At 40.6% G+C, this 24785-nt stretch carries 13 protein-coding genes; 1 reads left to right on the top strand and 12 read right to left on the bottom strand.

Translation table 11 applies throughout. The features are described 5' to 3' along the window. Positions 1–14: 14 nt before the first annotated feature. From DI077_RS06635 to DI077_RS06615, 5 genes are all read right to left on the bottom strand, one after another. Entirely contained in the window at positions 15–3155 is a 3141-nt protein-coding gene (locus DI077_RS06635; RefSeq protein ID WP_423241784.1) for a Fe-S-cluster-containing hydrogenase, read from the bottom strand. 27 nt (positions 3156–3182) lie between these two features. Further along, complete coding sequence (locus DI077_RS06630; protein WP_109018817.1) at positions 3183–3701, bottom strand: cytochrome c3 family protein; 519 nt, start codon at positions 3699–3701, stop codon at positions 3183–3185. A 251-nt stretch (positions 3702–3952) separates the two neighbouring features. Then, positions 3953–5956 (bottom strand): methyl-accepting chemotaxis protein, encoded by a 2004-nt coding sequence (locus DI077_RS06625; protein ID WP_109018816.1) that lies wholly within the window; start codon positions 5954–5956, stop codon positions 3953–3955. Positions 5957–6258: 302 nt separating this feature from the next. Continuing rightward, entirely contained in the window at positions 6259–7935 is a 1677-nt protein-coding gene (locus tag DI077_RS06620; RefSeq protein WP_109018815.1) for an ArnT family glycosyltransferase, read from the bottom strand. A gap of 3 nt (positions 7936–7938) precedes the next feature. Next, positions 7939–8223, bottom strand: coding sequence for a Cys-rich protein (locus DI077_RS06615; protein WP_109018814.1), 285 nt, complete (start codon positions 8221–8223; stop codon positions 7939–7941). Positions 8224–8348: 125 nt separating this feature from the next. Here DI077_RS06615 and DI077_RS06610 point away from each other — a divergent pair, with 125 nt between their 5' ends. Beyond that, entirely contained in the window at positions 8349–10232 is a 1884-nt protein-coding gene (locus DI077_RS06610; RefSeq protein ID WP_109018813.1) for a sulfatase-like hydrolase/transferase, read from the top strand. Here DI077_RS06610 and DI077_RS06605 read toward each other — a convergent pair. From DI077_RS06605 to DI077_RS06575, 7 genes are all read right to left on the bottom strand, one after another. Beyond that, positions 10205–12235 (bottom strand): LTA synthase family protein, encoded by a 2031-nt coding sequence (locus tag DI077_RS06605; RefSeq protein ID WP_109018812.1) that lies wholly within the window; start codon positions 12233–12235, stop codon positions 10205–10207. The two genes, DI077_RS06610 and DI077_RS06605, sit on opposite strands and share 28 nt — an antisense overlap. Positions 12236–12414: 179 nt before the next feature. Beyond that, positions 12415–13473: a dual-specificity RNA methyltransferase RlmN gene (rlmN, locus tag DI077_RS06600; RefSeq protein WP_109018811.1), complete on the bottom strand. Its 1059-nt coding sequence runs from the start codon at positions 13471–13473 to the stop codon at positions 12415–12417. Between the two features lie 22 nt (positions 13474–13495). Further along, complete coding sequence (sufB, locus tag DI077_RS06595; protein ID WP_109018810.1) at positions 13496–14911, bottom strand: Fe-S cluster assembly protein SufB; 1416 nt, start codon at positions 14909–14911, stop codon at positions 13496–13498. A 75-nt stretch (positions 14912–14986) separates the two neighbouring features. After that, positions 14987–15580, bottom strand: coding sequence for a peroxiredoxin (locus DI077_RS06590; RefSeq protein ID WP_109018809.1), 594 nt, complete (start codon positions 15578–15580; stop codon positions 14987–14989). 191 nt (positions 15581–15771) lie between these two features. Then, positions 15772–17385, bottom strand: coding sequence for a sulfatase-like hydrolase/transferase (locus tag DI077_RS06585; protein ID WP_109018808.1), 1614 nt, complete (start codon positions 17383–17385; stop codon positions 15772–15774). Next, positions 17382–19583, bottom strand: a complete 2202-nt coding sequence (locus DI077_RS06580) for a transglycosylase domain-containing protein (RefSeq protein WP_109018807.1) — start codon at positions 19581–19583, stop codon at positions 17382–17384. The genes DI077_RS06585 and DI077_RS06580 overlap by 4 nt, the downstream gene beginning before the upstream one ends. A 3-nt stretch (positions 19584–19586) precedes the next feature. After that, entirely contained in the window at positions 19587–24704 is a 5118-nt protein-coding gene (locus DI077_RS06575) for an alpha-2-macroglobulin family protein (protein ID WP_109018806.1), read from the bottom strand. Positions 24705–24785: the final 81 nt, after the last annotated feature.

The raw sequence follows: 24785 nt of genomic DNA, 5'->3' as shown, positions 1-24785 counted from the left end.
AACGCTCGTGCTCCCTAAACGTTGTTACGAACTCGAGTCAGGTAGCTGACCGCAGGTCCAATGTTCAAATACTCCAAGAGTTTATAAGATCTTGGGTCTTTTAATAATTTCGCGACTCTTGATTCCGGATCATTTACGTTACCGAAAACAATGGAATCCGACGGGCAAGACTGCTCGCAAGCACAGGATGCTTCCCCGTCTCGGAGAGTTCGTCCTTCGTTTTTGGCTTGGATTTTAGCTTCTGCTACACGTGAAGAACAGAAGTTACATTTTTCCATAACACCACGAGAACGAACCGTAAGTTCCGGGTTCAAACCTAAGTTACGCGGAGGAGTTGCTTTGAAAGTGTAAGTGCTTTCTCCCAAAAGATTGTGCTCATTCCAATGCTCTAACCAATTGAAACGACGAACCTTATACGGGCAGTTGTTAGAACAGTAACGAGTTCCCACGCAACGGTTGTAAACCATGTCGTTAACCCCTTCCGAACTATGAACTGTCGCAGCCACCGGACAAACAGTCTCACATGGAGCATTGTCACAATGTTGGCACATCAATGGTTGGTGAGCAATTTCGATGGACTCAGGAACTTCTGGGTCACCGATATAATAACGGTCGATACGAAGCCAATGCATCTCACGACCCATTCTGACTTCGTCACGTCCTACCATAGGAACGTTGTTTTCAATGCTACATGCAACTACGCAAGAACCGCATCCTGTGCAGGAAGTAAGATCCACTGCCATTCCCCATTTGTATCCTGGGTATTGGAATTGGCTTCCCGGTTGGTCGGCAGGAGCGTTTGCCCCTTGTGCACGAACCAACTTTCCATCGACTAGGATTTTTGGAATCTCAGGCTCAGGGATGTTAGCGGAAGGGTTCTTATCGTAATCTTGGATTTTTGCGGAAATGATAAGAGGTCTTTCTTTCCACTCAACTCCCATCATCACACCGGGAGACATCATATGGTGATCTTGAGTGGTAGCTAGTTTGTATTTTTTGCCTGTAGGTTCAACGGATACGGAAAGTCCGGAATAAACGATTCCGTCTTTTGTGATAGGTGCAAGAACACTTGCATTCTTACCTACACCGTTTCCGATTTCACCGACTGCAGTGCGTCCGTAACCGATTGCGATTCCCACTGCTTCCGGGTGAAGACCCGGTTGAACGAGAGCTGGCAATTCGAAGGACTTGTCCCCTACAGTTACCTTCACCACATCATTCAGTTTGATTCCTGAAGAACGTGAAAATTGTGGACTGATGGCAACATAATTGTCCCAAGTTACTTTGGAAACAGGATCCGGAAGTTCTTGCAGCTGGGAGTTGTTTGCACGCGCTCCGTCTTTTACCGCAGAACTAGTGTATAACGAAAGTGTCAAGCCTGACTTGGAAGCAGCGAGAGGAGCGATTGCCCCTTTGAATCCGCGAGCTCCTTTGTCGGCTTTGCGATTTCCCGCAGTATTGTAAATTCCACTGCGAAGCAGCTCTTCCCAGTTTGTTTTTTTAGAATACTTTGTTTTCAGGTAATCGTAATAAGAAGAAGCACCCAGTAAACTTCCACCCGCCCAAGCGATCAAAGAATCTTCGAAAGATCTGGAGCTGAAAAGAGGACGAATGGTAGGTTGTTGGATGGTTGCGATTCCGCTGAAAGGCTCCGCATCTCCCCAAGACTCAAGGAAGTGGGAAGCAGGTGCCAGCCAATTGGAAGCAAGTGCCGTTTCATCCACTCTGTCGCTGAGTGTTACGATTTGCGCCGCTTGGTGAAGCAGGTTTTTCCATTCTTCTCCGTTCGGAGCGGAATAAACCGGGTTGAATCCGTAAAGGAAAACCACGCCTACTTTGCCGTCTTTCAAATCTTTTGCAAGAGTGGAAAGGTTTGCGTAATAATCTGTGCGTCCGTTTTTTCGCACACTTGTGGAATCGATCGTCTTACCGTCGTTACCAAGTGCACTATTCAACATATTCACAGCGATTTGCAAATCAACCGCATCTGCAGTTTCCGCACTAGATCCGCCGGCAACAACCAAGGATTCACCCTTAGCACTTGCAAGTGCGGTCGCGGTTTTCGTAATGAGTTCTTTCGGGATTCCAAGCTCAGCTGCAGTCTTAGCTAAGTCAAGACCCGCAACTCCCGAGATTCCGCCCACACCTAAATCGGAAAGTGCTTTAGCAACAGCTAAAACAAACTTTCTTTGATCGCCCGGCTTAAGAGGAACTCTTTGGTCTGCATTGGTTCCTGTCATCGTAGGATGAGTTTCCGCTGCGATGAACTTGTTGAAATCTTTGGATTTTTGTTTAACCAGGTCTCTTCTTTTTGCGAAGTCTTTTTGGAATTCTACGGAAGAAAGCCACTCTCCAAGAAAATCACAATCAATCGATAGGATTACTTTTGCTTTGTCGAAATGGTAGTTCGGAAGAACCGCTTTGCCGTAGGATTTTTCCTGAGCGATTGTAATTGCATCTTCGGAAGTTCCAAGTAAAATTTCGTAATGTTTTCCACCGCCAACTGATCTTAGGAAATCATTTACGATCTCTTGGGAAGAGGAAGAAGGAAGAGGTTTTGTCACCACCACCGTCTTACCTTTGTTTGCGGAAAGTTTATCTTTTACGTCTTTATCGAGTACGAACCAATCGGAAGCTTTTGCTTTGCCTTCGATGATTTGAACAGGCTCTTTTGCTCTGTCAGAATCATAAAGGTCAAAAATAGCTGCCTGACCGGATGCACAAAGTGCACCTTGAGAAACAGGGTGATTCGGATTTCCTTCCAATTTCAAAGGACGTCCGTCTCGGGCTTTTACTAAGATCCCGCATCCAGCACCACACTCTCCGCAAACGGAAGCATAGTGATAAGACTTGCCATGTTTTACGAAGTCGTATTGTTCGATTTCGTCCTTTTCATTTTTGAAAGTAAGATTTACATAAGGAAGAATCTTTTCTTGCGGTTTTGGGATACAACCTACCGTCGTCATCACAACGGAAGCACCCATAAACTTAAGGAAAGTTTTGCGATCGAAATCGCCTTTTTTGATCCTTGCGATCAGAGGATCCGGAGATGTGTAAAATTCTTGTTTACGAAGTTGCGATTCTTCTTTGGATCCGCGGAGTTCGTAAGACTGCCAGTGGGCTTTTTTCTCTTTTTGGAAAGTATCATCTTTCATCATATATATTCTCTTAAGTCCTCCGGATTACCTGTGACAAGTAGAACAATCGTTTGGCGCATTGTTTTCCCGGTGGCAATCCACGCAGAAACCCATGTTTAACGATTTGGTTTGTTTGACCTTGACCATCTCGGCTACGTTTCCGTGGCAAGTGGAACAATCCACTCCCCTTTGCACGTGACGCGAATGATTGAAGAAAACAAAATCTGGTTGGTCATGAATGCGAACCCAGGGAACGGGTGTTTTGTTGTCAAATTGTTGATTTAACCATTTAACATGTTCTTGTTTACCAGCAACGTTTCCGTATGCACCACCATGACAATTCATACAAGTGGAGCTAGGTGGTATTGTCGCATGGGCAGATGTCTCTACACCAATATGGCAATACTTACAATCTATCTTGTTGTCGCCCGCATGAATTTTGTGGTTAAAAGGGATGGGTTGATCCGGAGAATAACCCACATAACGGCTTGGTGAAAAAATCAAATATGCGACCGCGGCAATTGCTACGATCGGCACAGAGATCTTGAGTATTTTTATGTTCATTCGAAGAAATCCTGAGCCCGTTTACACTGTCTTCTGACAAGGAAAGGTAAAATAAGAAAAAAAGCAAGTATGTATGAGTTTTCTGATTAGAAAAAACTAATAAGGAGACATAACTAAAAAATCTCCCGGCAGGACTGTAATTGATTCTTATTCTCAAATAGATATTTTAAGACAATTCGATTTAGAAAATCATTATATTCTAAATTTCTAAATTTAAGGAAAACTACTAAAAATATTACTTCAAATCGGATTCATTCTGCCGGAATTTTGAATCTTTGAGTCACAACCCTAAGAGTCTCAGCCGTATGGGACAGGTTCTTAGACGAAGATGCCACCTGTTCCGACCCGGAAGCAATGTGCATTGTCTCATTATTAATCCCTACTACCGATAAGGAAATCTGCTGCATCGCCTTTTTTTGTTCTTCCATCGAGCTTCTGAGGAAGTCCGACTCCCTTCCCACTTCTTCCGATCTCTCATCAACCTCCCGATTGTAGCTCAATTGGGACTGAGTCGCATCATAAAGCCGCTTCATCACGGTTTCTACTTGGCCGATTTCTTTGATGATATGGTTGAGTAATTCCACCGAAGACCTGATTCCTTTCGCACCCGCTTCCAGATCCTGACTGTTTTTTCCGATCATATCTTCAATGGACTGAATGGAATGCGCGGTCTTGTCCGAAAGTTTGGAAATCTCCTCTGCTACCACCGCGAAACCTCTACCTGCCTCCCCCGCTCTCGCGGCTTCAATGGCTGCATTCAACGCAAGTAGGCTCGTTTGTTCCGAAATCTCATCGATGATTCCGATCACTTCTCTCATTTCCGTGGAAGATTCCAAGATAAGAGCGATCATATCTTTCATCTGATTCAAAGATTCTCCACCCAACTTTGCTTGTTTGGTGATGTTTTCCGTATTGGAAAGAGCGGATTCGGTATCTTTCCCGATCTGTTTCGCACCTTGGGACAGCTCCATGATTTTTTCGTGAAACTCTTGTATGTTGGTATGTTGTTTAACGGTAGACGCGGCGGTGCTTTCCATACTGGACAAAACTTCTTCCGTGGTTGCGGAAATCTCTTCGGAGGAAGCTGCGGTGCTTTGCGCCATTTCCGAAAAAGAATCCGAAGAACGATTCAACTCTTCCGAAGAAGATGCGATTTCTTCCGCTACGACTTGGATTTCACGGACGGAAGTGCGGATGCTTTTGATGAAACGGTTGAGAGACATACTCATCCTGCCGATCTCATCGTTATAAGCAGGTTTCAAATCTTCCGTCAAATCTCCTTTTGCCATTTTTTCCAAAACAGCTCCCGATTCCTCCAAAGGCTTCAATCTCTTATTCAGTAAAATGAAAATTCCTATGATAACAACCGCAGTGATCAGAATGGCGGCAAGTGCCGCATAAAGCGCGACTTTTGCGAATTCGTTTTTGATTTCCGATTTGGGAAGTACGACTCCGATGATAGTTCTCCATTCTTCCAAACGATGAATGAGCATCATACGATCGGTTCCTTGAAATTCGTAGTGGATGAATTCACCGGATTTGGCAGCTAACATCTGTTGACCGAATGGAACCTTTTTCAAGTTCAATTTTAAAATTTGGGATTTTTGCGGGTGGGCAAATACCATTCCTTCCGTCGTGACTGCGGAAACATAACCCGATGTTCCCACATGCACTCCTTCGACCATCCTTTTGGAAACTTCCTCGAGGTTGAGTGCAATCCAAAGAATTCCCACTACTTTGTCTTTTGCATCTTTTACAGGGACTGAAATCAAACTAACGGGAAGACCGGTAATCGGAGATTCATGGACAAAGCCGATGGATATTTTTCCCGCCAATGCCTCTTCTACGTTTTTGCCTGTTTTTTCTTTTTCCAATTTGAAACCGATGGATCTGGGAATTCCTGCCGCAAAGATGCGTGCGGTATATTCCGGAACGGAAAGGAATATATTTTCATATTCTCCCTTGGAATCATTTACGATCTCTACGAATTGTTTTGTAGCAGCTGTTCCGTTTAAAGTCTTAAGCCCGTCCAACACTTCATTTTGTTTCGCCAACATTCCCGCCACACGTAGCTGAGATTGGTAATAGGAAACCAATTCGGAACCTGCGCTTTTACCTGCGTTTCTCATTTCGCCTTTGTAAACGTTCACCAACATATTCCAGGAAAGATAAAGGATCAAACTGGAAACTACAAATGCCAAAAGGACAATAGATAGGAAGGTATAAATGCCAAGTATATGTTTCAGACTTTTCATAGGTTAGATTTTTTATAGGATACGTTCAGTACGGATATGAGACGAAAAAAAAATCTCATATAACGACTGCAAATTTTCATTACACAGAGGCAAGAGATTAATACAAATATCCAAAAGGATCAAGTGATAATTTTTTGACAAAACAAAGATCCCTAGTGTTCGTACGAACGAGCGGAATGATAAGTGTACCATTTGAGATATAATCGAAAAAAGATGAGGGTAAAAAAAAAGGCCCTGATTTACACCAAAGGGCCCTAAAAACCAGACTTACACAATTTAGCCTAGTTTATGTTTCGTGAATTTTACGGTTTTCCCTGAGTCTTTTTCAACCAAACCAGAGAAATTTTCTTAGTAACGAGGTGTCTGGACTCCTTTTTCAGGAAAGCGACCGTGGGAGTGGCCACTTTGTAGGATTCTTTCTCCAAAATGGGTTCAATGATGTATTTCTTTCCCGCCGTTTCCTGGAGCGCTCCCAAAAACTCAGTGGGAACCACGACCAGACGTTTTTCTCTTCCTTCCCAAGCCTTTTCGATTTTCCCCGAATCGTAGATATTACGGAACAATCTGTTGGAATAAAACGCATAAGATCTTTTGGAATGGGAAATGCGATATGTATAAAGAATCGGTTCTTCCGGTTCCAGTTTTTGAATCTCCTTACCAAAAAGATGGGAAGGTTGATAACTTGTAAGAAGAGGATAGTATACCAAACTGATCGCTCCCAAAAAGAGACAAGCGCCGGTAGTGGTCACTAAAATTTCGAGAGGTAGAATTTGTGCGGAGATCAGTATAAATGCGATTCCCACAAATGCAAAAACATAATACAGAACTCCTACTTCGTTCACAAACAAAGGAAGCAAAAAATAAGAAACCAAGTAGACGATCCCCGCGATCATAAAGGAAGGGCGGATTCGTTTCGCCGAAGAAGTAAACAAACTCTCTTCCGAAATTTTACCGAAGTAAAGTGCTCCCGCAGGTAAAATCCAATAAATATACTGAGGAAGAGGAAAACGGGAAAAGGAAATTAGAAATAAAAACAAAAAGAGCCAGAAGGGAATCACGAAATCTTCCCCTTTGTATTCATTGTCTTTGATCTTTCTCAGTATCTCTTTCCAACCTACCGACTTAAAGTATTTATAAGATCTGAACACTACATACAAAAAGAGTGGAATGACTCCACTAAAGAATGCCCAGGCAAAACTTTTGTAAAAGTAGAACGGATCAAACTTCACATCATACATATCCTTGTAAAATCGTCCGAAGGATTGAATCCATAAAAAGAAAGTGGGACCGTACGAATTGTACTCCCGGTAAAGATGAAAACACCAGAACAAAGGAAGAGATGCCAAAACAAAAATCCCGGTGATCGGTCTCATCTCCCAAAGCAACTTCCAATCTCTTCGGAAAAGAATGTCTCCTCCGATGGAAAGCGCAGGAATCACAACGCTGATGGGACCTTTTGTAACAAAACCCATAGACATCATAAGATACATCAGATAATAATAACGGGTGTCTTTCTTTCTTCCCAAATAATAAAAATGGTAAGTGAACGCCAAGTAGGCAGTGAGATAAACATCTATTTTCGGATCGACCACCATCGCAAAAAAACCGGGAGCAAGCAAATAAGCGAGTGAGGACAAGTAGGCTTGTCTCTCTTTTTCCCAAACCAACATGGAAATACGAAAAATGGAATATACCGACAACAAACTGAGAAATAATGCAGGTAGTCTGAATGTAATGTTATTTACACCGAATAACGAATACGAGGCGGCAATCGTCCAAAAAGTAAAAATAGGTTTGTCCAGATACTTTCTACCATTGTCAATAATGGTAAAAAATTCTCCCGACAAATTCATCTCGCGCGCGATTTCCGCATACTGGGAAGAATCGATATCGATTACATCCAAAGGGAGAGTGCATAAAATAGGGATGGATGCGATTAAAATTAGAATTCTGAAAAATAATCTTTCTGTAGTAGTCATTTTTTACTCGAGTGTTCCTATTTGAATCACGCATTCTCCGAAACCCTGACAAGAAGTAGGTTCTTGTTCGAAACATTGCAGAATCTCACTATTATAAGTAGTGCATCCGTTCAGACAAGAGGTGTGTCCCGTCTTGATGGCTTCGGGTGCAAGCTCGATCTTCATCACTTTCTGAGTGCAAGATACGAACTGATCGCAAGCTGCGATGCATTTTTTTTCAATCACATCCTGGCAGGATACAAAAAGTCCCAGATGCAATAAAATCATAAGTAAAACTAATTTTCTCATTTTAATCCTAATACTCCATATAAAAGAATTATGACTGACCAACTAGTCAAGTTCCTATTTGGGCTTGTCCAATTTGGTTCCCAAAATTTCATTGAAATTGGAGAGAAGTTCATACAGGGGTATTCATGAAATCAGTCCATAATAATAATATAAAAAAATGGGTTTTATCACTTCTAATCCCAGTTACGATATTGGCTACTGATTTAGGTTTTAGATTTGAAATTGTTAAGGGATTCGAGTTAGTCCAATTATTTTTTTATTTAAGTTCCATCTTTTTTTCCGTATTTCTCTACTGCTTTTTTCTCTTCAGTTTAATCGGTACAAATAAAGCAAAAAGAACTTACGAAATTTTGCTAATCACCATTGCCATTTTTTACACTATTGCAGTGATAGGATCGTACGGGTACTACCAGTATTCGGGGATCATGCCCAATTTTTTTGTCTTTTCTTTTATGTTCCAGGAACCTTATAATAGTTGGGTTTTATTCAAAGCCGGACTTTCCATTGTTTCCTTACTTTTGTTCGTAACTGTATTTTTCATTTTCTATCTTGCCTTACGTTCGATCACTCGTAGGGAAAAGTTTCGTTTTTTCCGATGGACTTATCTCGCACTCATACTCTGCCTCATTTTGCTTAATTTCTTTTTTCATAATAATGCACGATTTAACGATCAAATGTATGTAACCGATACTAATGCGGTCGTATTCATTAATCGTAATGTATACAATTTGCTCACGGGAGACCGGCTTGGATCGGCGGGATTGCAATCCAGGAACAAACCGAAACTGGGGATTGAAACAAATACATCCAAGCCGAACGTCCTTCTCATCATTGCAGAAAGTCTACGCAGAAAGAGTATGGGATTGTATGGCTATGAAAGGGATACTACTCCTCGATTGGATCGTTGGTTTGCGACAAACACGGGCGGAAACAAAGTTTTGTTCAAAAACAGTTTTTCCAACTCCAGTTCCACTCTGATTTCGGTGCCCAGTATCCTTTCCGGAATTTCTCCTGACCAACCGGTAGCACTCACTCACAATTCCCCTTTGTTTTGGGAGTATGGCAAAGCTGTGAATCTATCCACCTTCTTTATCTCAAGCCATAGCTTTCGCTGGAATAATTTCGAAGGTTTTTTTAAGAACGCAGGAATAGATTATCTTTGGAACAAAGAAACAAGCGGAAACCCTACTTTCAACGATATAGGAATCGATGATAGAAAAACTGTGAAGGAATTCAAAAAACATGTAAGTTTGCTGAAAAAAAACGGTAACTCTTTTGCAGGAGTGCTGCACTTCAACACAAACCATTTTCCTTATTTTATTCCGAAAGAATCGGAGTTTTTGCCCGTAGGGAGAGACATACTGGCACCTTACGACAATTCGGTGAGACACTTGGACTCTCTCGTAGATGATGTCCTGAACTTTTTAGAAAAAGAAGATCTCCAAAAAGATACTCTCGTCATCTTTACATCGGATCACGGCGAAACGATATTCGAACACGGATACATCGGACATGTGGAAAGCAATCATATTGAAACTGTTTCCATCCCTATGTTTTTTTATGTTCCCGAATCACTCAGATCGCAAACAAGAGATCAGATTTTGAAAATCAATCAGGATAGGAATGTGGAAAATATAGATATCATTCCCACCATTATCGACTTTCTGGGATTGGAAGGAAGAAAAGATATCGCCCCTTATATGGCAAAGCTGGAAGGAAAATCCCTTCTAACCAAAGTTCCGACGGATAGAAAGATCTTTATCGCAAATAATAATGAAACATCCCTATACCGGGTAGGGCTCAGTTTTATATACAAAGATCTGCACTATATGTTGAGATTGAACAAAACTTCTCCAACGGAAGAATTGTTTGAATACACGAAAGATAAAAACGAAACCAACAACCTTTGGCCGAACTTAAATGAAACGAAAAAAAAGGAATATCGCAGCCTCTTAAAAGACTGCAATCTTTGTTTCGATCTCTATTCTACAGCGGACATTTCCTTATGAATGACTTTATCCAGTTCTTTATCAGTGGGAAAAATTAAATTTTGATTTAAAAGATCATAACTCAAATTTAAAAATGCCCTTGCTTTGATTCCCAAATCATCGCAAGGCCCGTGGTTGATTTTACAAATGTCTTTTTTCTCACGAGGAGGATCAGTGTCATATGCAAAGTCCTCTTTCCCGTCGAAAAATCGCGCATAAAAAACATTGTCTTGTATCCAACCGAATAGATTTCCGTAAGCGTAATATGCCGATTTGGAACGTTCTTTCGCTAGCAGGTTCCTACCCATGGCCGAGAAGTATGTTTCCTTTCCCACCAAACCAAGAATAGTCGGGATTACATCCAGTTGCGATCCTATGGACTCTTCTATACCCGGTTTCACTCTACCTGGTGCATAAATCAAAAACGGAACTCTTCTATCATCATAATAATCCAGATATCTATGATGCGTATGATCCGCAACGAACACGAAAATGGTATTTGAAAAATACGGAGAAGCTTCCGCTTTTTTCATAAACCGATCCACTGCATAGTCCGCATAATGATATACATTTAAAAAATCTGAGTCTCTTGTTTCCGAGCTGAAAATATTAAAAGATTCATGGGGAGTTCTATAAGGGTAATGCGTAGTCAAAGTCAACGCGACACCCAGAAAAGGTTTTTTGGAAGAAGAGATCTTTTCATGAAGTACGGTTAAAACATCTTCGTCATCATATCCCCAACTTCCTAATTTGAATCGATTCAGTTTAACGATTTCCTTTTCACCATTGACATCTTTAAAACCCCAATGAGGCATCAAAGTATTCTTATTATCAAAATTCAAATCACCACCGGTGACAAAAAAAGTATCGTATCCCATCTTTCCGAAAATACTGCCGAGACCGGAGAAGTTTCCGAGCACCTGATGCGTTCGAACCACAGTGAGTCCCGGCCTGTCGGGAACTCCCGTAAGGATAGACATCATTCCGTTTGTGGTCCTTCCACCGGAAGCCATGAAATGATTGAAGAATTTTCCTTTCTTGATCAACTGATTAAAATTAGGTGCTACTTCCTTTCCGTCCACCAAACCGTCAGAAATCGGTCGGATGAATTTTCCCGTCCAATTTTCCAATAAGATCAATACTATATTGGGAGGAGTTCCTTTGTTAGTTTCTTTTTGCACACGAAGAAGAGGATAACGGTTGCTGATGAATTCCGCTCCTTCGTAAGAGATTTCTTTTCTTACAACTTCAATGTATTCTTTCGAATCCATTCGAAGGAAACCGGGAATGGATTGACTTTTCATATCCATCACGGATGTGAAAACACCGTTGAGCGCCAGGTTATTCGCAAATGTATTTCCGGAGACAATCGCATTGGTCGCGCGTATGGGAGAAGTCTGAAGTCCTCCCCTGATCCCTATGATCACCACCGCAAGTATCAGAACTAATTGAATGAGTTCCTGCTTCCAGGAAAGTTCGACGTATTTGTAAGGATTGAATTTTTTAAAGATCCATGTGGAGACAGGAAGAAAAACCGCCAAAAAGAATAAAGTTCCGATCGAGAGAAATGGATTTTGTTCAAATGCGGATTTAAGTAAAACTCCCAAATCTTTGCCGAGAAAAACAAATCCTTCATAACCGATATGTTTGTTTGCATTCTCATAATAAATAATATCAGCAACCAAATGAGAAATCATCCAAAGGCTGAGTATAATGGGTGTATAACCCCAAAAAAAACGGTAATAGGAATATCTGTTTAAGTAAGGAACGGCGGATAAAACCGCAAATAGGCCGAGAACCATAGAGATCGTAGCCAGGTCGAATCGCACTCCCAAAAGCAAAGCGCGTAACATCTCCGATGTTTTTATATCTTCCAGACGGTAAAAATAAACCCCGAGAAAGGTAAATCGGTAGAGTGTTAAAATGGCAAAAAAGAACAGAACATAAACAAAGATAAGTTTGAATTGGGAAGGGAACTTCCAAACAAAATCCTTGGGCAAAATCGCAGCCAACCTCTTCTTCATGATTCGGCTCTCCTCAACAATACCAAATTAGAATGATTGACTATGCGGTCAACATAGAAAGAACACGACCCGCACAAGCCTTTTCGATCGTAATCATGATTACCGCATTCCTGAAAAAACAGTAACTAAGAATTCACAGATTTCCAGAAAAATAAAGACTGTATTAGAATATTAAATTATTAAACTTCAACTTCTTTTCTGGTACCTTTTAAGGCGAGCATACCGCATGCGCCGTTGATATCCCGACCGGGACTCTGTCTATTCAAGATAGGTACACCCGCCTTCGCTCTCAAATAAGAAACAAATTCCCCCACTTCATCCTCGGTAGGTCTTCTCCACTGAGTGAAATCGGTATTTAATGGAATGACATTGATTTTGCATTTGTTCACGGATCTCGCAATCTTTACGAGTCTGTCCGCATTTTCCCGACCCATATTCACATCAGGGATGAGTACATATTCAAATGTAATCATTCGATCCAATTCCTGGGTAAATCTGCGGGCCACGGCCAGAAGTTTCTCCAGAGGATGTTTTACATTCACATCCATGATCGTATGACGGGTGTTGGGATTGGGATGATTGAGTGAAATGGCGAAATTAAAAGGTTCTTTATTTTCGATAAAACGGGTGATCCCCGTAACTACTCCTGCGGTAGAGATGGTAATCCGTTTGGCGCCCAACCCGAAAGCATCTTTATCATGAAGAATATGTGCCGCTTTCATTACCGAAAAATAATTGTGCATGGGCTCACCCATTCCCATAAAAACGATGTTAGTTGCACGGTCGCCTACGATCTTTTCGACTTGGATGATTTGATCCAGGATTTGCCAAGCATGCAAATTCCCTTTGTATTCGAGAAGTCCTGTTGCACAGAAAGCACAATTGAGAGTACAACCTACTTGAGAGGAAATACAGATGGTTTTGCGTTCTTCATCCGCAGTAGGAATCCAAACGGTTTCGATCTCCTTACCTGGTTCCACTTCGAATGTAAATTTTCTGGTTCCGTCTTTCGAAATCAATTGGCGTCCCAGTTGGATTTCAGGGTATTCCGCATTTTCCGATATTTTGGCGATGAGTTCTTTGGAAAAAGTCGTGAATTGGGAAATGGATGTATAACGGTTTTTATAAATGCCGGTATACAATTGTTTGGCGCGAAACGCTTCGACCCCTATGGACTTGCAAAAGTCCTGGATCTCTTCCAGACGTTTCCCTTTCAGTATAAACTTTTCTTCTTTCATATGTATTTCAGGCTTAAAAAAATTAAGCCTTTGCCGCCGGTGCAGGGGCTTCGGAAATTACTTTTCCGTCTTCCAAAATCATTCGGATGAGTTTTGTCATTTCAACAGAGTATTCCACATCCAAGTGTTTTGTTACGCCTTCGCAAAATCCGTTGATGATCAGCAATTTGGAATCGTCTTCGCTGAGTCCTCTGGATTGTAGATAGAACAATTGGTCTTCATCTATTTTGGAAACGGTGGCTTCGTAATTCAAAGTCCCCTCTTCTCCGGAAACATCATTATAAGGATAAGCATGGGACTGGGAACGATTGTCCATCATAAGTCCGTCGCATTTGATATGGCTATAAGACCCTTTACTGGAAGGTTCGAATTTAACAAGTCCACGATAGGAATTGATTCCTCCGTCCAAGGCAACTCCTTTTGCCAAAATATTGGAACGTGTATTTTTTCCCACGTGAATGATTCGGGCCCCAGTGTCTTGCACTTGTCCGCCGCCCGCGAACGCTAATGAAAGTACGTCACCTGTGGAATGGTCCCCTTTCAGTATGATGCCGGGGTATTTGATTGTGTTCGCACCGATATTGCAATCCGTCCAAGTGATATGTGCCGCTTCTTCGCATATTCCGCGTTTTACGGTCCAATTGTACATGTTCTTTTTCCAGTTTTGGATGGTAGTATAAAATATCTTGGCATTCTTTTTGGCAACAAGCTCGACGACTGCCGTATGAAAATTGGTTCCTTTGTCTTGGACGGAAGTACAACCTTCGCTGTATTCCAAATGGGAATCTTCGTCTGCGATCAGAAGTGTTCTTTCGTATTGGCCGGAACTTGCGGCAGTGACTTTGAAATAAGCCTGAAGAGGCATCGGTGTTTTTATGCCTTTGGGAATGTATGCAAAAGATCCACCGCTAAACACACATGAGTTGAGGGCGGAAAATTTATTGTCTCCGATCGTTACCACGGTTCCCAAATACTGACGAACCAGTTCCGGATATTCCTTGATGGCTGTATCAATGTCGCAAAAAATGATACCTAGATCGGTCAGCTCCTTTTTCACGTTGGCATAGATGGTTTCGGAATCGTTCATCGTTTCCATACCGGCCAGGTACTTTCTTTCGTGCTCAGGGATGCCCAGTTTTTCAAAACTGCGTAAAATTTCAGGATCCACTTCGTCCCAGGATTTTTTCTTTTTCTGGTTGGTCCCTACATAATGAACATAATCATCAATATTGATATGGAACTGAGGAATAAAGCCCCAATCCGGCATAGGCTTTTCTTCATAGATGGAGAATGCCTTTAACCTAAACTCTGTTAGCCAGGAAGGCTCGTTTTTAATATGAGAGATCGACTCTACTACTTTCCGAGAGAGTCCCTTGGGGAATCCGTCGGCCGGATAAAAATCTGGATTTACTTTCGGAATTTCAATCGTAGTGTTCATATTGCCTAACTATTAGACTAAATAGTCTCTCCAAACCAGACTGGAATAAGGTCTGATTTGGAGTAGAAGGAAATTTTAATTTACAGCGGCAAAATAGTCTTTGGAACCTTTTGGATCCGCTTTCATTGTTTTTTTGCCTTCGTCCCAGTTTGCAGGGCAAACTTCACCGTGTTTTTCCACAAATTGGAATGCTTTGATGAGGCGAAGCGCTTCGTCTATATTTCTACCGACAGGCAAATCGTTCACAGTCGCTTGGCGAATGATTCCGCTCGGATCGATGATAAATGTTCCCCGTAGAGCAACACCTGCATCCGGACCTGATTCAATCAAAACTCCGAAATTCTTAGAGATTTCTTTTGTTTTGTCTGCAATCAAAGGGTATTTTACGTCCCCGATCCCGCCTTCTTTTTTAGGGGTATTTTTCCAAGCTAAGTGAGAGAACTCGCTGTCGATGGAAACTCCCAAAACTTCTGCACCGATTTTTCTGAAATCTTCGAGTTTGGCATCGTATTCGATGATTTCCGTAGGACATACAAAAGTGAAATCCAATGGGTAAAAGAAAAGGACGACCCATTTTCCTTTGTAATCGGATAATTTGATTTCTTTAAAAGTTTGGCCGACGACGGCAGTTGCCTTAAAATCAGGCGCGTGAGAGGTTACTTGTGGCATGATTGATTCACTCCTTAGAATTATTCTAAATTTAGACTTAGTTCCTGTCTAGATGTTTTTTAGGAGAAAACCAAACGGAGTAACTCAAAATTACCATTTAGGATCATTTGCCCTTTTCATTCTTTTTTCAAAATACTGTTGGGAATCGTATTCCTAAAGACAGATCCTATCCGAATGTCTCATACCCGGGTCTAAGGATCTTCTTTATGGAATCGTTTGAAAAAATCCGATTTGTCCTTTCTATTCATTAGTTCCGTTTCAACCGTCTCGTCCCAATTCGTAAGAAACAATCTGTCCGATTGGGAATGATAGATCCATTTCTTTTCTCCTTCCAGATAACCCATGTAAGAATCGGAATTCCAGGACTTGAATTTATGTTCGATCTTATATTCTTTATTAAAAAAGTTTTTTTCTTCCCGGATCCCGACATCCGGAAAATCAAAGAGCGCGAGCAAACTCGTTTTAAAATCGGAGAGAGATCCTACGGGAAAATGTTTCCTTTCATTCGATTTCGTATAACGAATCATAAATGGAACCAAGGTTTCGGAATTATAAACGGAATAATTATGCCCGAAGAATCCCCTTTCTCCGAAAGATTCCCCATGATCGGAGGTAAGGATGAATAAAGTATCTCTTCCTCTTTTTTTCGTTATCTCATTTATCATTTCATCCACCAAACTCAAATTAAATTGCAATGCGGATAAAAATCGGGAATGAGGGTCGGAAGAATTTTCCGCGGGAAACGGATTGGAATCGGAAACAAAATACGGGCTATGGGTATTGGAAAAACCGACCCAGAGAAACATCGGCCTTTCAAAATCCGGCAAATATTTTTTTACAAAATCCAATAAAGACCTGTCGTCCAGTCCCCAACTGAACTCACTGTAACGGGAATTCAATTTGGATTTTAACTTCTCCTTATCATAATGAATTTGAAACAGCCTCTTTGCCATTTCATCTATATTTTCAAATACGGAAGGTTGGGAAAAAAGAAAGATCGTTTCATAACCGTTTCTCTCGAGTATTTTAGGAAGACTCGCACTTAAATGGAGCGGATTCAGATTCGGCCTGGTTTCCCTGATTTGGGTTACCCCTGTCAGTGCCGTAAATATGCTTTTGCTGCTATGAGGAACGGAAATATAAAAATGATCCACTTCCCAAACAGGATTTTTTTTGGAAAAATTTTGCGATCGGTTCAAATTCAGATCTTTTTTGCCGACTCCTTCCAGAAAAAAAACAACGATATCCGTATCCTTAGATAACTTCGGTATCGTAAAATCGATGTTTGGTTTGGAATCGAAAACAGTCCGATTGGAAACCTTTCTTTCCGGGTTTTGCAATGAGGTGAAGACCAAAAGAAGAATGAGTATTCCCAAAAAGAGGAAACTCAGGTTTTTCCTTTTAAAAAAAGGAAAACTACTGAATAAAAAATAACTGAAAAATATCAAATGGATCCCGAAAGGAAGTTCTTTGATCTGAAATACAAAATCATTCCACAAATAGGAAATATGGATGATAAAATAAGAAAATAGGGAAAACGAAACGGAAACTTGAAATTTCCTTTCATACAAAAGGAATAAAAGTAAAAATAGAAAAGAAATGTTTTGAATCAGAATTCGAATCGGTTTATATTTGTTTCCATATTCAGATCCGATTCGTATCAGAATGCAGATTGCAAATACGGTGAATTTAAATATTGTTTGGTGGTTCCACCACAACGCAAAACCGTTCCATAGAGGAATCGGAAATAATATCAGGAGCAAAAAATAAGGAACTAAATACAAATAGGAAGAAAGGAATTTCATTTTACGATAAATCTTATTTTTTGAATTTCTTTTCCCTCTTCCTTGAGTGCAAGACTATGTTCTCCTCTCTCTATGGGAATACTCGCATTACCGGAAATAGGAATCGGAATACTGAATGATCCGTTTAAGACCAGAGAAGGGTTTCTATCTTTTTTATAACGATAGTTTCTCAATCGAACAGGAATCTCCTGACTGTTTTTTGAAACTCCGGGATGATAAAGAAATACTTGTCCGTTTGCAGGAAAACTGATCGTTATACTCTCTTTTGTTTCGGAAAGATTTTCTTTTTCCTTATGCCTCGAACAATATTCCTTCGGAGATCTGAGCTCTCTCATATGAAGTGTAACGAAAGGACATGTCTCGAGAGCAAGCATTCCCGTCTTTCTGCAAATTCTTTTTGGCAAAACGGAAACGGGCAAATAAGAACGATCCGTTTCCCTTTCCATCATATAACGCATAACACTATGAAATATCCTTCCCGCGCCGAAAGAACCGGATACTTCCATCGTTTTTTCTCCTGAAAAATTTCCAACCCATGCACCGATTATGTATTTTTTCGTGAATCCGATGGTCCAGGAATTACGAAAATCTTTGGAGGTTCCCGTTTTGATCGAAACAGGATAAGGAAAGTCCATAAAGTTTCTGTTTCCAAAGGCTCTGGATCTTAAGGAAGAATCATTTAAGATATGAGTGATTTCTTCCGCTGTTTCTTTGGAAAATAAGACTTTGGAACTTCCGAAATAAATTTCGGAGTTTCCGTTTTTGCCGATGGAAACTTTCGGAAGAATCCCTCCCAACGGAAAAGAAGCATAAACGCGCGCTAGTTGAAAAAGATTCGCTCCACCCGTTCCCAAAGATAATCCCAAACCATAACGATCCGATCCTTCCTTTAAATGATTCATTCCTGATTTTCTGAGGAAAGAAAGGAATTCACCTACTCCTATTTTCCGAGCCGTCTCAACCGCAGGTATGTTTCTGGAATTTGCCAATGCTTCCGCAACAGTCATTTCTCCCCAGAATTGTAAGTCCGCATTTCGGGGAATATAACTGCCCGAACCGTCCTCCAAAGGAAATGTTTTGTTCTCATCATGCATAATGGAATTGATTTGAACCAAATTTCTTTCGACTCCTAAAGCGTATAACATAGGTTTCAAAGTACTTCCGGCATCTCTATAAGCCAAAGCTCCGTTCACCTGGCCGAAACCGTCTTCAAAGAAATTTTTAGAACCGATCATTCCCACCAAACGTATCTCATCCTTCTTATTTTCAGGAATTTCAAAAGCAATGACGGATGCATTGCTCACATTGTATTTTCTTAAACCTTCTAACTCAGATAAGACGATCTGATGGATCTTATGGTTTGTTTCGTTTGAAAAATGGGTTTCCAGAGAACCGGTCAGACCGGGAAGCTCCGATTGAATCCAAAATTTAAAATGTTGGTTTTCCGATTTCAAAACATCGGACAATACTTCTGTTTGTTTGCCGATTTCCAAACTGGAGACAAGATATTCAAGATCGGGCTTTTCTTCCGGTGAAATTAAATTCATAAGAAGAACCACCCTTCTTTTGAAATCATTTAAAGAAGGCGAATTGGAACGAATGAGAACCGCAATAGCCACTCCTTCTTCCACAGATAAAAACCGAACATGTTTTCGAAAATACTTCCGACTGACGGAAGAAAATCCTTCATAATTGGAGCGAATAGAAATCGAATTGAGATATGCTTCCAGTATTTCCTTTTTGGAAAGCCATATCGTATAACGAACGGAAGTCAGTATCTCCAAAGGTTTACGAACATATCCCGGAAGGGATCTTATTTTCGGGTTTTGGATTCTTACCAATTGTTGTGTGATCGTAGATCCACCGTTGGTTTTTTCATTCCAATTTACCAGTGAATACAAAGCTCTCAGCATTGCGATCGGATCGAATCCGGGATGGTTGTAAAATCTTTTGTCTTCCGCAAAGATTACGGTTTGCAACACATGTTTCGGGTATTGATCCAAACTAACCCAATCACGAAATGCCCCGGAAACATTGGTTTTGTTTCCGATACTCGCCTTTTCAAGGGATAAAATCCTCAAGGAAGAATTTGTTTTGAATTCCTCAAAAGAAACAGGGGTCAATAGAAATACAAACAAACAAAGGTTAATTGCAATAAGAATAAACCAATGTTTGCCGGTTTTTCTTGTAAATTTCATCCGCTATTCCACTTTGATTTTGGTTGTCGCAGTGTTCGCATAAATATTAGGATGATACATCAAAAAAGCTTTTGCAGCCGGACTGAGCGCCAATCCTTTGACAAGTGGTCTTAAGAAATAATGGAATTCCGTTTTTCCTTTACTCAGATAATCTCTGGAAAATAAAACCTTATCATCTCTAAACTCCTGGTATCCTCCGTAAGAGATATGATAATCTTCTTCGTTTCCATCTTCATTCGATTCTTCATAACCTTCTTCGTTGGATTTCCCTTCGGTCAAAAAAGAAGTGTTTACTATCTCCGAATTGCTTGGGATCGGATCCACTACCATAAGGAAAGGTCTGTTCTCTTCGGACTCTACAATGATTTTAACCATATAAGTTCCTCCTCTTTGGAGAAGAGAGTTGGAATCTTTTAGGATCGGATCTCCGTTCGAATCACGCCCTTCCACACGATAGATTTTTTTCTCAACATTGATTCCGTTTGAGACTGCTTTTCTTTCATCTTTTGCGGGAATATAATTGAAGCTGGACGAGTAGTACAATCTACCTTCGCTACTGGTTCTTTGAAAAGATAACTCTGTAGAGGACGGAGGTTTTTTTTCAAAAAGACGATCCAATGAATATTCTTCCTGAAGAATGGAAGAAGCACTTCCCGAAAAAGATTGATCGATTAGATTTCTTTCTCCGAAAAACACCGACGCGGAAGTATCGGATTGCCCTACTTCATAAGTATTTCTATACTCTCTCAGTGCGAGAGCAAGATTTCCCGAACCGTGACTTTCATCCCAATAGCTCAAAGTTTTTTCCAAAAGAATGTTTTGAACCAGTTCGGGGATCTTTTTATTCTGAGAATCCAATCGAACCATAAGCCGGAGTAATCCGGCAAAAACGGATGCTTTCGAATAATACGAGTACCAGTATTTACCCGATTGGTCCGAGATGATTTTGATGGAATCTTTTTCCCAAACGAAGTTTTTCAAGAACTGGTCATATCGTTTTTTCAATTCCGAGTCCGAGCTAACATTTGTTAAATTTTTTGATTCCGCATATGCTAAAAGAAAAATCGCCTGAGACTTCGGATTGAGTTCCGAAAAATTGTCGAATAAGGATTTTTGAAGTCCTGCTACGTCCTTTTTATCTTTGGAAAGTACGGAATAAATCAAACTCAAAGTCTGCCACGACTCATCCTTGCTTTCCGTAGGGTTCTTTAAATAATTTTCCAAATAACGAATCGCTTCCGAATATGCTTTGGGATTGTACCTGTAACCTTTCTCCTTCCCGATTTGCATAGTTTGAACTACATAAGCCGTCAGAAACGGGTACCCCGATCTTCCGTATTTTTCCTTCCAAAGTCCGAAGCTTCCATCGGAAAATTGAAACTCGGACATCTCGTCCAAAAACAATTTTTCGATATTATTAAAATCATAAGATTCATGGGAAGGAGGAGAGTATTTGAATTCCTTAAGTAACTCTCCTGCACTCACCGAAAGTAGATAAGCGGAAGTTCTTTGTTCCATACAAAAATAAGGATTTGATGCGTAAAAATCGAATGCGTTCCGAATTCCGGTAAGTGCGGTAGCGGATAAATTGACTTTCAAATAACCTCTGTTAGCAAGTATGGATTCCTGATTCGGAAACTTTATGGAATACTTGGATGTGGAATCGGTATATCCCGAAGTCCGTGCAATCGTAACCGGTTCCAATTCCTTGATTGGGATAACTACCTTCAAAGAATCCGAAATATCCGTCTTTTTCAGATCGGAAAAATCGGAATAAGATTGAGGTTCCGCATGTACTTCGTAAGTCGCTGAAAGATTTTCCGAAGTGTTTTTCGATCTCATCTTCAGATATTGTTCCTGGGTCAGTTTGAATTTTTTGTTATATTCCTTGGTCTGCCCCGCAGCCAAATCCAAAATTTCTTCCTTAGCCGGTGACACCAAAAATTCGGAAGAAATCAAAATCTTAAATTTACCGTTCTTCTTAGTGTTATTGGTGATGGAAACTCCTACCTCCAATTCATCCCCCAATCTTAGAAAGCGGGATGCGGTCTTTTGCAAAACCAGACTTTTTTTAACCCGGAACTCTTTGTTTTCTACAGCATAAGATCCGTTATTTGATGATGCAACCATCACTCTGAACGTAGTCAGATTGTCAGGCAATGCAAAACTGACTTCGGCTTCGCCGTCGGAGTCTGTCGTTACAGTAGGGTTCCAGTAAGCGGTGTATCGAAAATCCTTTCTGATTCCGCTTTCAGAATCAAATCCGAACCCACCACCTCCTTCGTTTCCGTAATCACCTCCGGGACTATCGCCTTTATTCTGATAAGCATAATGTTTGATGATCATTCCCCTGAGCTCGAAAGTTTCTACGATGTTTCTCCATAATCGATAGAAGGCGGAAACGGGATTGATAAACCTATAACCAACCAAATCCAAGACTCCTCTATCCGCTACTGAAATCGCTAACTCAGAATAAGGTGCGGTTTTGATGGAAATGGTAACTTTGTCCCTTGGTCCATATTCTTCTCTGTCCGTTTTGACAACCAAAGGAGAAATTTTGCCCGAAGTATCCACCTTTAAAACAATAGATCCCGTTTTGGACTTGGGAGCACCTAAATCTTGTTCGTTGAATTCTTTTTTATCTTCTTCCGAAGCATCGTCCGGAAGACTCTGCCTTCCCGTAATCAACATCACTTTCACTTCTACGTTGGGCAAATATTCGGAGGAAATGGGAATCTCCAAAGGAAGGCTATTTCCTTTCATTTGATATGTTTTAGTAAAATACAACTGATCTCTTTCTACGGTTACAACTGCCCGTGCATTTGCAAAAGGAGACTTTATCAGAATTTTAGCTTTGTCTCCGATCGCATACTCCTGTTTGTCGGACTTGAGTTCGATCGAATCATCCCCTCTGAAATCCCAAGTATAATGGGATTCTTTTTCATAAGCATAAAAATCCATCCTGGAATAGGCACCGTCTTTGTTTGTGACGATCAGAGTATAACTGCCTGAATCTTTTACTTTGTAATCGAACGCTACTTTGCCGGAAGTTGTGGTCAGTTTTTTCGTATCCACAATCTTCTTTTTCAACTGATTGGAGCGGAACAGATACTTTCCGATCCCTTGGGAAAGAACGGAAGTCCAATCATTATAAATTATATATGCCTTGATATCCTTTCCCGATAAAGGTTTTCCGTCATTGGAAAGAGTCACAAATTCAAACTTGAAATTTTTCTCCATCCCCTGATATCGATCGGAACATTTGACTCCCACCAAAAAATCGGAAGGAAAATATTGAACGGATTCCGTTTTAGTAACGGACTTTCCATCTACATCAAAAACGGAAGCTTCTACTGCAAGATTGTAAGGCTTTACAATTTCAATATCCTCTCCTTCCGTAGAAAATTGAGTCGCAAGATCCTTTACCGGAATATCCAATTGATATTTCCCTTTCTCATCCAGGCTCGATTCTTCACCGGTAATATAGCCGGAAGAATCCTCGGAGTAGTCATCCGAATAATCGTTGTAATACCATCTTTCTCCGAAATCATATTCGGAATATTCGGGAAAATGAATATAACGGTTCTTTTTAAGAAGTGAAAATTTCATTTTGGCATTTGCCATCGGCGCACCGAATAAATATTTCCCTTCCACGTCCCCTTTGATAGATTCATTCTTCGCAATGGAATTTTTCAAGTTTACATTCACCATAAAATTCACGGGACGGAACTCTTCCACTTGAAAGCTATCGCTTGCGATGGCATAACTTTCACCACCGACAAGAACACTTACGGAATAATGTCCCAGAGGAGAATCGGAAGATATCGTATAACTTCCATTTGCTCCTCCTTGGGAAGAAGTAATCACGGATTGAGACAATAACTCTTTTCCTTTCGAATCTCTAATCAGGATGGTCGCAGACTTTCCCGAATAAGGTAAGAAACTACCTTTCTTTTTTTCTCCGAGGAATGCTTTAAACTCCACCCGATCTCCTGGCCGGTAAAGTTTGCGGTCAAAGAATAGCTTTCCCTGATATGTAGAATGATCGGAATAATAACTGTAATAATCGGACTTTGTTTCTCCCAAATAAAGGAATGCTTTATCACCATCACTTTGTTCTGCGATCAAAACGGATTTGTTCGTGTCTAATTTTTCTCCCGAATAGGATAATGCGCAATAACCTTCCGCGTCCGTTTCACAACTACCTTTCGCGTTCCCTTTTTCATAGAGCTTTACGCTTACTTTATCAACGGGTGAAGCTTTGCTTAAAGTATGGGCCCATACATAAACTTTTTCCCTATCGGTTTTGGCAGTGATTCCCAAATTCGTAGATTGCAGAAAAATCTTTTCTTTTTTGAAAGTCTCCTTGTTTTCCGAGCCGATGATATTGGCTCCGATTTCCAAAGCAAGCCAGGACTTTTGTTTTGGTTTTCCGAAGTAAGAATCCAAATCCATTCCCTGATCGGAATTTGCATTTATCTTCTGGCCGGGAATCCAAGTTTTATTTTTCCATCCGATTCCGTTTTCAAATTCATAATAACGGTTCCCCAAATGAGATACGGCTTGTACCAAAACCTGAGGGTCAATCTCCGCATAACGTATTTTAAATTCTTTGATATTGGAAACCGAGATAGGAAGTATTTTATTTAAATCCGATTCGAAAATATTTTCACGATTCAAATAAAAACCGGGTTTTCTGGGAAGAGCCGGAATTTTAAAACTTTGTTCTTTGGAATAAATACAATCGTTCTCGCTGAAAAATTTGGAGACCCGAACCTCATATTCCCGGTTTGATAACAAACCCCAATTGTCCAAAGAAAATTTTTCAGAACTCCAGGAGTATTCATCGGTTAACTCCTGATAGTATTTTGCTTCCGGTATAAATCGAACCGCCGAAACGAATTCCTTGATTTCCGTTTTTTCGGAAACCTGAAAATGATAATTCCAAAGATCATCAATGTATTTCAAATCGGTAGTATCGAGCGTAACTTCCACCCTGCAATCTTTCGGAAAAAGTGTGCGACTGATTTTTCTCCAGGCGTTGGAAGTGAATTTTCCTATCCCGCAAAAGGAAACAAATAGGGGTAATAATAAAATTATAAGAATTCTTCTTTGAAACATTGTCTTTCCTGAAATCGGATTAGACAAAGTTTAGAAATCGTAAGAAAGAAATGCCAACTTTTATTAAAAATGAAGCGATGA

This window comes from Leptospira kobayashii (assembly GCF_003114835.2).
Classification (GTDB): Bacteria; Spirochaetota; Leptospiria; order Leptospirales; family Leptospiraceae; genus Leptospira_A; species Leptospira_A kobayashii.
Note: the sequence above shows the minus strand (reverse complement) of the source record. Positions and strands in the feature narration are given on the sequence as shown.

Coding starts and splice junctions, on each gene's coding strand:
- DI077_RS06580 (WP_109018807.1), bottom strand. CDS start 19,583: ATGAAATTTACAAGAAAAACCGGCAAACATTGGTTTATTCTTATTGCA.
- DI077_RS06630 (WP_109018817.1), bottom strand. CDS start 3,701: ATGAACATAAAAATACTCAAGATCTCTGTGCCGATCGTAGCAATTGCC.
- DI077_RS06615 (WP_109018814.1), bottom strand. CDS start 8,223: ATGAGAAAATTAGTTTTACTTATGATTTTATTGCATCTGGGACTTTTT.
- DI077_RS06605 (WP_109018812.1), bottom strand. CDS start 12,235: ATGAAGAAGAGGTTGGCTGCGATTTTGCCCAAGGATTTTGTTTGGAAG.
- DI077_RS06625 (WP_109018816.1), bottom strand. CDS start 5,956: ATGAAAAGTCTGAAACATATACTTGGCATTTATACCTTCCTATCTATT.
- DI077_RS06590 (WP_109018809.1), bottom strand. CDS start 15,580: ATGCCACAAGTAACCTCTCACGCGCCTGATTTTAAGGCAACTGCCGTC.
- DI077_RS06620 (WP_109018815.1), bottom strand. CDS start 7,935: ATGACTACTACAGAAAGATTATTTTTCAGAATTCTAATTTTAATCGCA.
- DI077_RS06635 (WP_423241784.1), bottom strand. CDS start 3,155: ATGAAAGATGATACTTTCCAAAAAGAGAAAAAAGCCCACTGGCAGTCT.
- DI077_RS06575 (WP_109018806.1), bottom strand. CDS start 24,704: ATGTTTCAAAGAAGAATTCTTATAATTTTATTATTACCCCTATTTGTT.
- DI077_RS06610 (WP_109018813.1), top strand. CDS start 8,349: ATGAAATCAGTCCATAATAATAATATAAAAAAATGGGTTTTATCACTT.
- rlmN (WP_109018811.1), bottom strand. CDS start 13,473: ATGAAAGAAGAAAAGTTTATACTGAAAGGGAAACGTCTGGAAGAGATC.
- DI077_RS06585 (WP_109018808.1), bottom strand. CDS start 17,385: ATGAAATTCCTTTCTTCCTATTTGTATTTAGTTCCTTATTTTTTGCTC.
- sufB (WP_109018810.1), bottom strand. CDS start 14,911: ATGAACACTACGATTGAAATTCCGAAAGTAAATCCAGATTTTTATCCG.